The organism is Arthrobacter sp. Sr33, assembly GCF_054511195.1.
Genome location: NZ_JBTNDD010000012.1, coordinates 84,833 through 97,587, shown reverse-complemented (window position 1 = coordinate 97,587; position 12,755 = coordinate 84,833). Strand labels below are relative to the sequence as shown.

Sequence of the window (12,755 nt, the reverse complement as noted above, 5' to 3'; positions counted from 1 at the left end):
GACCCCGCATGTGAGCCCTCAGTGGCGTTCTGTTTGGGAAAAAGGGGTGTTACCCCCTTGTCCCCGGTTCGCCACCACTTTTTTGTGTCTAGCGTTTGCTATCCGTGGTTACGGGTTGCAGCCGCCGTTGTCCTCGGTGTAACCATCGAGACGCTGGATGAAGGCTGCCATCGCGTCGCGGGCGACCGGCTGAAGGCGCTTGTACTCGCCGTCGTCGAAGCCCTGGGTGATGTTGTTCTCGGCCATCCAGGAGATCTCCCGGTGGAACTGATCGTTCACCGGAACGTCCGGGAACGGTGCAACCTGCGGTGCAACGTAATCCGCTGCGTCGGCGATGATGCAGTACTCGCCGGCGAAGCGGTTCATGAAGGCCGCCATCGCGTCACGGTTGACGGGAGCGAGCGGACGGTAGGTGCCATCGCTGTAGCCGGTCGACAGGCCGGTTTCGGCCATCCACGCCATCTCCTTGTAGAACTGGGTTCTAGGAGTGATGTCAGCGAATGGAGAGGTGGTGGGCTCTGCGAAGGCAGGCTCACCAGCCAGGCGGTAGAGGAACGCCGCCATGGCGTCGCGGTTGATCGAGGCCAGCGGACGGTAGGTGCCATCCGGGTAGCCGGTGGTCAGCCCCTGGTCAGCCAGCCAGTTGATGGCCTCCTCATGCTCATTGCCCGCAACATCCGGGAACCGGAGCTGGTCAACCTGCATGTCGAGGATTTCATCCTTCAGGCCCGTTGCGTTGTGGTGGTGCAGGAACAATGCGCGGGCGTCGGTGACGCCTTCCTGACGGTTGACGCCAATCGTTGTACCCTCGGCGGCAATGAATACCGTGTCGGGGGTGTCGCCTTCGAACCACAGCTCAGGCTCGGTGACGTTGAAGTCAATCCACTCGGTCTCGTCGACCGATCCCGCGGTGTTGCCATCCTCGTCCACATTAAACGGGCTGGCGGTGGAGACGCGGTACTGGATCGGAGCCGAAGCACTCAGGTCCAGGCCCAGGTCAGCAACCGGGACAGGCAGAGTGATGACGTTGGTGTCGAAGGTGTTCGTGTCCAGGCTGCCGTCGACGCCGTTGGCGAAGTACAGGCTGTCACCCTGGCCCAGCGAGCCATCGTCAAGCACCGGTGCCACCTCGAACAGGATCATGTCCAGGTCGTCGAGGCGCAGGGTGATGACCACCATGTCGGCTTCGGTGTCACCGTCAAGATCCAGTTCAACTGCAACCTGGCTATTGCCACCCAGCTGAGCCCAGTTCTGCCAGGTGCTGATACCGAGGTTCAGGTAACCCTCTTCTGCTTCGCCGCCGGCTGCGACAACTGCCGGAACCGTTGATGCAGCACCAACCGAGCGGAGGTCCAGGGAGTACAGGGACTCCAGCGGACGCTCGTCGGCCCGGGGGCTTTCAGCGCCAAGAACCAGCGGGGTCACGAGCGATGCATAGCGCGAATCCGATCCACCCTGCAGCAGGCCGCGGCCCTCAAGCACTACTGAGCTCTCAAGGGTTGAGGCGTTCTCGAACATGATCTGGGCGCCAGCCGAGATTTCCGATGTGGGCTTCGGTGCTGAGTAGACGGGAACACGCAGCGTGTTCACTTCACTCGCGAACTGCACGCGGCCCGACACATCGGCAAGGTACTGACGGGCGACGCCGAACTGAGTCTCCTCAGCAGCCGGGTCGATCGTCTTCGCCAGGGCGGCTGGATCATCAATGGTCAGCGTGACGTCGACAGTTGCCGTGCCGTTGGCTGGAACATCGAAGGCATTGGTGAGCGTTTCAGGCGCAAGCACCTGCGGCGTCACACTGATCTCGGCGCCTGGCATCGTTGACGCCTCAAGGTAGGAGGCGCTGTAGCGAATCACGTCGTCCGACTTGTTTTCCACGGTGATCTGCTTGGTCATGGTCATCGCTTCGCTGCCAAGCTCCAGAACGCCGAAGTTCACCGAGGTGAGCGATGGCTGTTCTGTCGAGTAGGCCAGGACCGGGGTGTCCAGTGCCAATACGGCGTCGACGCGTCCGGAACCTACGCGGTTCGGGGCGTACTCGACGCCATCGGCTGTCACCAGATCGGCGATGGCCGTATTCATGATCATGGACTTGATCTCATACGGGTTGAAGTTGGTCTCTGCGTACAGCAGTGCAGCGATGCCAGCCACGTGTGGGGCTGCCATTGAGGTGCCGCTCTTGACCGATGCGCCGGTTCCCGTGCCAACCTGGACCGAACCAGTTGAGACGCCGGGGGCTGCTACATCGGGCTTCACAACTCCGTTGGAGCCGTGCAGCCCGCGGGAGGAGAAAGCTGCGAGCGTGTCGAGTGCGTCGGAGCTGCCGCCGGCAGTTGCCTGGTAACCGGAATCGAGACGAACTTCAAGGGTGCCAGCTTCTGCTGCTGGTTCCAGCTGCTCGGAGAATTCGGCGTTGAACTGGACGCCGGGAATGGTGGCGTTGCCGCCGATGCCGGACTCGAAGACTGAGCGGGGCGAGTCGAGGACCACACCTGCTCCGCCTGCGGCTTCAACGTTGTTGAAGCGGGTAACGGATCCGCAAGGGAATGTTCCATCCTCTTCCCACTGCAGCCAGACCCATTCACCGTCGAAGGTGCCCGGTGCGAAGGGCTGGCAACCGAACGCGTTGGCGGGATCAGCCTTGACAACCGTGCCCGTGAGCTCTTCCTCAGTGGCCGTGGAGTAGTCGTAGTTGACGCTGTACTGGCCAGCAGCCTGCCCGACGACGTCGTCAGGTGCGAGCACGTCAACCCGGTCGAGGGTGATCTGCGAACCGACGCTTGCGGCGACGGTCAGGGCGGACTCTGAGCTGCCTGGGGAGCCGCCGATGTCGTAGACGTCGCCGCTGTTGCCTGAGGAGACAACGGAAAGGACGCCCTGAGCCGTCAGAGCGTTAACGATGTCGTTTTCAGGATCGTCATAGGCGGGGAATGCCGCGCCGAGTGACATGTTGACAACCTGAGCGCGGTCGTCGAAGTTGCCGTCACCGTTCGGGTCCAGCACGAAGTCGAGTGCTGAACCGACAACTGCGCTGGAACCCGTGCAGCCGAAGACCCGGAGGGCGACCAGCTGGGATTCGGGAGCCGAGCCGGGACCGATCCGCATGGCGTTGACGCCGTCGGCGTCGAGGGTGGCGTAATCGCCGTCAAAAGTGGAGCCGTCGTCGTTGACGCCGTAGCCCGAAGAGGTACCGGCGACGTGCGAACCGTGGCTCTGGCAGTCGAGGGGGTTGAGGTCTGGTTGAGGAATGTCATTGTCGGGGTCACCGGCGTCATAGTCGTCGCCCACCAGGTCGTAGCCGCCCACAAACTTAGCGGCGTCGAAGAGAGCTGGGTCTGGGACCAGGTCTGCCTGCGCCTGCTCGAAGGCCTCGATCGTGCCCGGGCCGCCGAAACCGGAGTGGGTGTAATCAAGTCCGGTGTCCAGCACGGCAACGGTGATGCCGTCGCCGGTCTGATCGCGTGCGGTCCAGGCATCAAGCGCGCGGGTGTCGATGTCCGCGCCCTTGTTGGTCACGGTCTTCGGCACAATACCGGTGATCTTCACGACGTCGGGGCGGGCAGCAAGTGCCTTGATTGCCTCGGCGTCACCTTGAATGGCAACACCAGGGATGGTGTTGGTGGTGGTGTAGAGCTGCGAGGCTGACGCCTCGGCCGCTACCTCATCGGCCTGGGCCTGAATTCCGGCCCTGATGTTCAGAACATCGTTGGTCCGATCGACGGGGGACTGAATTCCATTGCGAACCGCTACCGGCTGCGTTTGTTCGAAGGCGCCTTTTCCTGCGAACTGGATATAGGCCGCTGTGGGGCCTGTCCGATCCGCCAGATCCCTGCTGACCTTAAGATCGGGTACTGCCTGGAGCTCAATTCCCTCGGCTGTGGGTTCACCCGATGACGGTGATTCCAGAGCCGAAGCAGGCGCCCACATGCTGGAAGCCAGAACAAGGCCAGTTAGCGATGCCAACACAGCCTTCCCCGTATTCCGGTGGTATGACTTGCTCATACTTCTCCTTAGTGAGGCTCAGTCATGACCACCCGCTGAGACCTGTGATTAGCTCCCCGCAAGTACTGCTGACACGGCCATGACAGATGTGAGTGACGTTCCCTGAATGAACAAGTTGCGTCAGCAGTAGTTGAACAGTGGATGCCGGTTGCCCGACCCCCTCCACCGGTACTACCTTTCTGTGTGATCAGTCACAAGTCAACGGCTACCACACAAAAAACTTAGTTAAGTTAGGCAATTTCCTGGTAATTCCCTGAGCAGGCCCACGCGGTGTGAAATCGATGACTATTCAGGGCTTCTAGCGCCCCAGTATTCTGCTTTTAAGCTGGCGATAGCGACGCCTCATCAGCGAGACGAGGCTAGCGTCACTGACTGCTTCCTCAAGCCGCTGCACCCGTTCGGCCAGCCGGTTGTTGGATTCGAGAATCTGGCGCAGGAGGTCTTCCGAATAGTTCTGCCGGTGATGCAGGTGGTCGAACTCGCGCTGCTGATAGGACGTCTGGTAAAGCAGTGAGCCCAGCCCTGACTGGCTGACGTGCTCTTTGAGGTGGATCTCGCGCACCAACTGATCCAGCCGCCTGTGCTCGGCGTCACCAACGATCACGCTGTTCCCGAGGTCTCCGGTCGCGTCTTTTCGCTGGTTCCAGAACGCCAACGGCTCCTCATCGAGGAAACCCAGCGTGTGCTGCTGGAGCAGGCGGAGCTGAAATTCCCAGTCGCCCACTACCGAGAGGGATTCGTTGTAATAGCCAATCCGGTCATGAACTGAACGGCGATAAAGCAGCGAAATGGGGACGCACCGGTTGTGCCGGAGAGTATCAAACAAGGTGATTGACTGCAGCTGCGGCTGGAAAATCTCCCGGCTAATTTCTTCGATTGTCCCGTCGGTGATCCGCTCGAAGACCAGTTCGGTGCGGACAGCCACGCCGGCGTCGTCGTGGTGCGCCAGATAAGCCAGGGTCCGTTCGAGGAACTCAGGGTGCCATTCGTCGTCGTCATCGTGGATGGCGATGAACTCGGAGTCCGACGCTTTGATGCCGGCATTGGAGGCTGCCTCCATTCCGCGCGCCACGTCATGGTGGATGACCTGGACCCGATCGCCGAGCTGCAAGCGGTAGCGGTCCACCACCGGGTCCACTTCGGCGCGGTCGCCGCCGTCGTTCACGACGACGAGGGTCCACTGGGTCATGGACTGGCCGAGGAGATCGCGCAGTGCGCGGTCCAGCAGCACCGACCGGTTCCGGGACCGCATGATAACGGCGACTGAGGGAGAAGGAGGGAGTGTCACTGAAAGTCCTTAGACGGCTTTGCGCGGTCGGAACCGCGTACGTAGGGAGGCTAGTTTGCGGACCAGCCTGAAACTGGAGGAATTGAACCAGCCTTGCAGCTCGTCCCGGGCGGCGGCGGCTTCCCCCTCAAGGTGCTCGCGGGTTTTGCGGAGGTCAGCCAATTCTGCCGCCATCGGGAGGAACACCACCCGCGCCGTGTCGGCGGCTGCGGACCAAGTTCCCCGTGGGACCCATTGGCGGTGCGGCAACGGCGACTGAACCTTGGCTGGCTTGCCTTGCAGGGTCCCAACCACTGAGTCCCACCAGGCGGAAGATTCGGTGAGCTTCTGGGGTCGGAGAGACTGCACCTGTTCCGCTATGTCTGTGCGGCGTTGCCAGGCCTCACGGAGGGCCTGCCCGATCGTGCCGTCGAGCATTGACGGCAGGGGCAGAGCGAAGTCGGCCAGGCCCCAGTTGGCGAGGGCCCCACGCAACCGCACGTCGCTGTATTCATCGAGGGACAAGGCAACCGTGGGGACGCCGCCGTCGAGAGCGAAAACCACCGGGTGATACCGCGACGTGACCACCAGGGCTGCCCGGGAGGTGAGGACTGCGGTGTCGCGCGCCGACGCGATGGGTTGTGACTGGACGGAGGAAGTCATCGCCGCTGCAATCTCCGCGTGTATTGCTTCATCGATGCCGCCCTCACCCTCAACAGCCATGTGGGGCAGGAGAAGGACCGGCAGGCCGGTGAGGTCGGCCGCGTCGTCCAGGGCTTTCGCGACGGCCGTTACGAACAGGTCGCGGGGACAGGCGCCAGTGTTGCCGGCGAAGGTGCCAACGATATAGGAGGCCACAGGTGGGGTGCTTCCCGGCGGGTGACCGCCGTCGTCGGGTTGCTGCCGGGCGGCGGTGTTGGACGCGAGGAAGGAAGCATCGTCAAGGCACCGCACCACGCTGGATCCTGCCAACTCCCGTCCGAGGCCGAGCGAACTGTCCTCACGTGCACCTACCAGAGCGGCGCGGGAGAGCATCTGTACTGCCACTTCACGGTCAGCGCCGTACAGCATAGGCCCGATAGTCTGGCCAGCAATCACCACTGCCTTGCCGAGGTGCCGCGCAATTGCGGTGACGGCTGCGCGTTCGTAGAGCAGCCAGCCGTACACCGAGTTCATGTTGCCGCCCCCTGCGATCAGCACTGAGTCGCAGCCGCGGATGGTCTCGATGAGCCCGTGCACCTGGTCGTTGTCGGCAAGGCTATGAGGCTCGCCGTTGAGGAGTGAGAGTATCTCGTTGAGGTAATGCTGGTAGTCGGCGTACGGCCACGGAAATTCGATGGTCGGCGCTGCCTCGGTGCCGAACCGACCGGTCGTGTCAGCTGCGTTCCGGCTGAGCAGGACAACGTCCTTGATGCCGCGGGCTGCGAGTTCATCCACGGCGGCATGAGTCATTGCATCATCACCGACGTGGTAAATGCGCTGTCCGATATCGCCCAGAATCGCTACCCTCATGCCGGGATCCCGGCGGCGCCGCCCTGCCAGACTGCATCGAATGGTGCCTGCGAGGACAACCTGTGACGAATCGCCTCGGTCACGAAACTCTTGGCTGTTCGAGCCGCATCAAGAGGACTGGCGCCCTTGGACAGTTCCGCAGCAATGGCGGCGGCGAGGGTGCAGCCCGCGCCGCTGACAGCTACTTCGCCGACCTTCGGGGCTGACAGCAGCTCCAGGGTAGTGCCATCGAAGTAGACGTCGACGGCGTTTTCACCTTCCAGGCGGATGCCGCCCTTGGCGACGACGACGGCGCCGCTGATCTCATGGATCCGTTTGGCGGCCTCCTGCAGATCCTCGATGCTGTTGATGGTCATGCCCGACAACGACTCAGCCTCGAAGTGGTTGGGAGTGACAACAGTTGCGAGCGGGAGAATGTTTGCCTTCAGCGCCTGATCCGTGTCGAGCGCGGCGCCGGGCTCTTGGCCCTTGCAGATCAGCACCGGGTCCAGCACGATGTTGCGCCACTGCTGGCTCTTCAACGCCGTCGCAACAGTGTCAATGGTTGCCGGAGTACCCAACATGCCGATCTTGACGGTTTCCACGGGGTAACAGGTCAGGGCTGCCTCCAACTGGTCGGCGATGACCTGCGGCTCGACCGCCACGAAACGATGGTTCCAGTTGTCCTTCGGATTGAACGACACGATGCAGGTCAGCGTCGCGATGCCGAAAACGCCGAGTTCCTGGAAGGTCCTGAGGTCCGCCTGGGCGCCAGCGCCACCGGTCGCCTCGGATCCGGCGATGGTGAGAGTCACTGCGGGGGCGGAATGAGTTAGGGGCATTTGTACAGTCTGCCTACTTTCGGGCGGGGCGGCCAGTTCAGGGCGCACCGCGGGCGTGGCAGAATTGGACTGCCCGGGGGCAGCCGGGCATCAGTGCTAATACAGCGGACCCAATCGTGTCCGCGAACCACTTCGATGAATGAGATGACGTTGACTCAACTGCAGGAAAAAACCCGCGCCAAATTCGCCTCCTCGGGCAGTACCTACTTCGCGATCATGCTGGCGACCCTCGCCGTCGTCGTGCTGCTGTCCAATATCGGGGCCTCCAAGGGTGTGCTGATCGGTCCGATTATTGGTGACTTCAGCATCATCACCGACGGCGGATTCTTCCTTTTCCCGCTGGCCTACATCCTCGGCGACGTCATCAGCGAGGTGTACGGTTTCAAAGCCGCCCGGCTGGCGATCATCGTGACCTTTGTATTGTCGGCGTTCGCCTCGCTCTGCTACCTGGTCATCATCGCCCTGCCCGGGTTCGACGACGACTTCGGCACCTCGAAGCAGGCTGCCCTGGAAGGAGCGCTCGGACCGGTTCCCTTAATTGTGCTTGCCTCCCTCCTGGCCTTCGCCGTCGGTCAGACCCTCAACGCCTGGGTCCTGGTCAAAATGAAGGGGCGCTTCGGCGAGCGCGGTCTAGTGGGCCGGCTGCTCGGCTCGACAGTGGTCGGCGAGTTCGCTGACACCCTGATTTTTTGTGCCATTGCTGCGTCGGTTATTGGTATCACCACCTTCAGCGGGTTCCTCAATTACCTGCTCTTCGGCTTTCTGTACAAAACCCTGATCGAGGTGCTGTTCGTGCCGGTCACGACGCTGGTCATCAAGGCCATCAAAAAGCGCGAACCGAGTTACGCCGCGTCCTAACGGTCCCGGTCTCACGCTCACCCCGGAAAAGTGCCGGAGCCGCAGACGAGTGGTGGGGCGGCCACCCGTCTGCAGGTCACGCACTTTTCCGGTGCAATGAGCTCGCGCGGTGCAGAGCCACCAGGATGCGTGCCTTAAGCTCTGCCTCACGGAAGAGGTCCGCCCATTCGATGCGGATGAACTGCCAGCCGTCCTCCATCAAGGCCTTTTCCCGGCGGCGCTCCTCGAACAGCACCTCCTGCGTCGGGGAGAAGTCGAAATACTTGATCCTGCCGTCGAACTCAAGGGCCAACAGAAGCTCCCGCCAGGCAAAGTCGAGCCGGTGATCGCCGTGCCTGGTCCGGACAGAGACCTGTTCCTCCGGCATCGGCAGCCCCATCCGGTGGAGAAAATGTCTGGTCAAGGTCTCGCCCGGGGACTCTGCCAAAGCGCTGGCTCTGGCGGTGATCGCCCGAGCGTTGGCGATGCCCTTGTGGCCGGAGAGCTGCAAGGCGATGTCCTGCATCAGGGACTGGTTTCCGCCGAGTTGCAGTGCGTGATCGACGATGATGAGCGACTGGCGGTAGGAAAGTATTTGGGCACAGTCCACCACGGTGCGCTCCAGGGCTGTGATTCGCAGGCCCTTCCCGGAGGAAACGTCCTGGGGTGACAGTGACGAGTAATGGGCCCGGACGTCCGGACCATGCCCGTGTGGGCTGGTCGGAAACCCCTGGGTGAGGTGGACGAGGTCATCAACCTTCCACAGGTGTAGGCCATGGATGCGGGCAGCCGAGGTATGGCTGTACACCATCCCCCTCCGTGTTGTGGGCAGCAGCGCGTGATGATGAGCGTAGATGCGTTGCAGGGCCCGGGTCTCAAGCGACTGTTGCTGCCAGAGCTGGCCGGAAAGGTAACAGCCGCGTCGCAACCGGACCAGATCTCCGCCCTGGACGAACCGGGCAATCTGCCGATCGCTGACGTTTCGCTCGGCGAGTTCCTCAGTGGTCCACGGACTCGTGGAGGCCTTTAGCCAGGGCGGGCACTCGATGTTCATGCAGCCAGCATGCGCCGATCCAAACTCGATGGGGTGGGTCGACGCCGTTATGTTGACAACTCGGCGCGGTTGGTGGCTGTGGAGGAGGAGTCGGGCCGCGGGGGACGCAGGCGTGACGCCCTGCCGCACCCGGAAAAGTGGCGCACGTGCAGGGTCGCTGCTGGGCAACCACTAACGTGCGGGTCAGCCACTTTTGTGGGCCGCGGGCGCGGGGCAGCCACTCTTTTTGCGCGGGAAGATGCGCGGGAAGTTGCGCGGGAGGATGCGCGGGAGGGGCCGGGGAGGGGCTAGGCGTAGTAGCGGCCAAGCACCTCAGCCTTGAAGTCGAAGAAGGTGCCGTCGCCGATTGCGTCGCGGGCGTCGTCGACCAGTTTCACAATGAACCGCTCATTGTGGATGGAGATGAGGGTGGCCGAGACCATTTCCTTCGCCTTGTACAAGTGGTGGATGTAGGCCCGGGTGTAGTTGGTGCAGGTGTAGCAGTCGCAGCCGTCCACCAGCGGTGTGAAGTCCTTCCTGAACCGGGCGTTGGACAGATTCCACCGCCCATCGGGGGTGTAGAAGGCTGAGTTGCGGGCTACCCGGGTGGGGGAGACACAGTCGAAGGTGTCGGCGCCGTTCTCGATGCCGGTGAACAGATCGTCTGGTTCCGAGATCCCCAACAAGTGCCGGGGCTTGTTCTCCGGCAGCTCATCAGCGCACCAGCCCAGAATGGTCCCAAGGTTCTCTTTTTCCAGCGCCCCGCCGATCCCGAACCCGTCGAAGCCCATGCCGCCAAGGTCCCGGGAAGCCTTGCGTCGAAGATCCTCGTACTGGGCGCCCTGAATGACGCCGAACAGCGCCTGGTACGGCTTTCCCACCCGTTCCTCGGTCAGCCGGTCATGTTCGGCGATGCAGCGCTCCGCCCATAACCGGGTGCGCTCCAGCGACTCTTCCTGGTACGTGCGGGAGTTCATCAGCGTGGTGAGTTCGTCGAACGCGAACATGATGTCGGCGCCGAGCTGATGCTGGACCTGCATCGAAATCTCCGGGGTGAAACGGTGCCGGTCTCCGTTGAGGTGCGATTTGAACCACACGCCGTCGTCGTCAATGTGGGCGAGCCGCTCCTTGCCGGCGGCCACCCGGTGGTCGGAGCCGCCCCCCTCGGCGTCGGCGACGTTCATGGTGATGACCTTCTTGAATCCGGATCCCAGGCTCATCACCTGGAAGCCGCCCGAATCGGTGAAGGTTGGCCCATCCCAGTTCATGAAGCGGCCCAGCCCGCCAGCCGCGTCGAGGATCTCAGGACCGGGCTGCAAATACAGGTGGTAGGCGTTCGCGAGGAGTGCCTGCGCCCCCAACTCCTGCATCGACTCGGGAAGCACTGCCTTGACCGAGGCTTTGGTGCCGACGGCGATGAAGGCCGGGGTGCGGATTTCGCCGTGAGGGGTGCTGATGGTCCCGGTGCGCCCGTGCAACGGTTTACCTGTCGGGTCGCTCAACCGCTCGTTGACGGTGAAGGTGAAAGTGGATTGCTGGGTATCGGTTGGCACCAACCCATTTTGCCAGCAATTACGTGGACGGCTTTCCGGTCCGCCCCAGGGCTGAAGTGACAAGCGGGTCAGCATCGGGGTAGTGGTCGCGGCGCACCGCTTCCCACCCGTCCCATACGCTATGCAGCGCCTTGGCGCCCAGCGCGTAGGTCGAGGCGATGACCAGCGACGACGGCTCGTCGCGGACCCCTTCAGTCACAGGCTGTTCGGCGAGGATGAGCAGTCCGTCGCCGTGCTCGGCGTACTGGGCCACAGTCAACCCCAGCTGGTGTTCGGTGCGGAACCACACCCGGCCGGTGATCTCCTGCCCACCCGGCAGGGTGAGGGAATAGGGGTCACCGGGTTCGCCCACCGATCCGGCTCCCAGCCGGTCAGCGATGGCTTGTCCGTCGGAGGGGGTGCCCGCGAAAAACGCTGTGTGCCGGTCGGTGTTGGGATGCCGCTCCAGCGCGAACCGCAGTTGCTGGAGAAACGAGATCCATCCCTCGGTGATGTCCGCATACCAGTCGGCCATCTCCGACTCCGGTTCGGGCAACCCACGTTCCACCGTGACGACCGTTCCATCCGGGCCCGGCTCCAACAGGAACGTGTCTCCGTCCTCGAGGGTCAGGGAACGGTGGTCCTGGCCTTCAGTTACCCCCGGCGAGAAGAAGATGAGGCGGATCTCCTCAGCCAGCCCGTCGTAGTCCCAGCCGTGCCACTGGGCGACCTTGGCTGGCTCGCGGAGCATCACCCAGACCTGGCGGGCGTCGGCGTTAATGTGGACGCTGAGAGGATTTACCCCATCTTTCCCGACAGCGCTGCTGGTGCCGGAGGGGGCCGATGAGTGATTCATGGCGACACTCTACTCCCGCAGCAGGTTTCACTCCAGAGCCCTACAGGGCGCGGATCGCCACCAATTCGTTGTGGATCCGCCGGGTCAGTTCATCAGCGGTCAGCGTCTCGGATCCGCCGTGGGATCGCAGGTACAACAGAGACGACAGCCGCACCACGCGCCAAGCCCTTTCGACGGCGGCATCCCCCGCGGCTGCTGCGCGGCTGATCTCCGGGTCGTAAAGGTTGGGAGCGTTCAGTTGGCGCTGCCGGACCGCAGCAGCGAGCTTGGCTTTCAAAGGGTCCGTCTCGGCGTCGTCGGCGGTACGGAGAGACGCCGAATAGGCCTCCGAGCGGGCGACGTCGCCGTCGTCGTAGGCGAGGTAGGAGGCCAGCGCCAACGCTCCCTCAATCCACTTCCACCGCCCGAAATTACCGTCGAAGGGTAGCGGGGTCAACAGGTCGCAGACCCGGAGCGCGTTTGCGGCGTCGGCGAAGTCAACCAGAAGGCTCACCGCGAGATCGTGCACATCCTGCAGGTTGCTTCCCGACTTGAAGTTCACGCCCTTGGTGAGCCGGTCAGCAAGACCCTGCAACTTGGCGCTTTCGGGATGCACCGACACGGCGTGGGCGATGACAGCCTCGGGGGTCCCGTCCTGGGCGGGGATGGCACCTACCACCGGTGCGCCGTCGTCGACGGTGATCTGGACCTGCGACCCGGCCGCGATCCGCAGGGTGTCGCCGGACTCCAGGGTCGCGACGACGACGGCGGGAGTCCCGAAATCGTCCGTCTCAATGTCGGTTTCCACCACCTCTGCGGGGTCCGCGCCCGCCGGTCCAATGATGTGATGACCGGCGGTGACGGCCTCGGCGCCAACCCGTCGGACACGCGTGGGTTTCCGGTTGCCGGTCACTGG

9 protein-coding genes are annotated in these 12,755 nt (G+C 63.0%); 1 reads left to right on the top strand and 8 read right to left on the bottom strand.

From position 1 onward, the window contains the following. Positions 1-108: 108 nt before the first annotated feature. The 4 genes from ACX80T_RS14945 to thiD all read right to left on the bottom strand — a co-directional run bounded on the left by ACX80T_RS14945 (position 109) and on the right by thiD (position 7,602). Positions 109-4,002, bottom strand: coding sequence for a S8 family serine peptidase (locus ACX80T_RS14945; protein ID WP_459304828.1), 3,894 nt, complete (start codon positions 4,000-4,002; stop codon positions 109-111). A gap of 298 nt (positions 4,003-4,300) precedes the next feature. Beyond that, positions 4,301-5,290, bottom strand: a complete 990-nt coding sequence (locus ACX80T_RS14940) for a glycosyltransferase family 2 protein (protein WP_459304827.1) — start codon at positions 5,288-5,290, stop codon at positions 4,301-4,303. A gap of 9 nt (positions 5,291-5,299) precedes the next feature. Beyond that, positions 5,300-6,781, bottom strand: coding sequence for a polysaccharide pyruvyl transferase family protein (locus tag ACX80T_RS14935; protein ID WP_459304826.1), 1,482 nt, complete (start codon positions 6,779-6,781; stop codon positions 5,300-5,302). After that, positions 6,778-7,602, bottom strand: a complete 825-nt coding sequence (thiD, locus tag ACX80T_RS14930) for a bifunctional hydroxymethylpyrimidine kinase/phosphomethylpyrimidine kinase (protein WP_459304824.1) — start codon at positions 7,600-7,602, stop codon at positions 6,778-6,780. Before thiD ends, ACX80T_RS14935 begins: the two co-directional genes overlap by 4 nt. Positions 7,603-7,746: 144 nt before the next feature. On the opposite strand from thiD, the gene ACX80T_RS14925 reads away from it, so the two are divergent. After that, positions 7,747-8,460 (top strand): queuosine precursor transporter, encoded by a 714-nt coding sequence (locus ACX80T_RS14925; protein ID WP_024475947.1) that lies wholly within the window; start codon positions 7,747-7,749, stop codon positions 8,458-8,460. A gap of 76 nt (positions 8,461-8,536) precedes the next feature. Here ACX80T_RS14925 and ACX80T_RS14920 read toward each other — a convergent pair whose 3' ends face one another. The 4 genes from ACX80T_RS14920 to ACX80T_RS14905 all read right to left on the bottom strand — a co-directional run bounded on the left by ACX80T_RS14920 (position 8,537) and on the right by ACX80T_RS14905 (position 12,752). Next, positions 8,537-9,493 carry a type IV toxin-antitoxin system AbiEi family antitoxin domain-containing protein gene (locus ACX80T_RS14920; protein ID WP_459304822.1) on the bottom strand — a complete coding sequence of 319 codons (957 nt, stop codon included), beginning with the start codon at positions 9,491-9,493 and terminating at the stop codon, positions 8,537-8,539. Between the two features lie 287 nt (positions 9,494-9,780). Beyond that, positions 9,781-11,025, bottom strand: coding sequence for a tRNA guanosine(34) transglycosylase Tgt (gene tgt / locus ACX80T_RS14915; RefSeq protein ID WP_019482307.1), 1,245 nt, complete (start codon positions 11,023-11,025; stop codon positions 9,781-9,783). A 19-nt stretch (positions 11,026-11,044) separates the two neighbouring features. Next, positions 11,045-11,860 (bottom strand): SRPBCC family protein, encoded by an 816-nt coding sequence (locus tag ACX80T_RS14910; protein ID WP_019482308.1) that lies wholly within the window; start codon positions 11,858-11,860, stop codon positions 11,045-11,047. Between the two features lie 40 nt (positions 11,861-11,900). Next, positions 11,901-12,752, bottom strand: a complete 852-nt coding sequence (locus ACX80T_RS14905) for a DUF6707 family protein (RefSeq protein ID WP_459304821.1) — start codon at positions 12,750-12,752, stop codon at positions 11,901-11,903. Positions 12,753-12,755 lie beyond the last annotated feature (3 nt).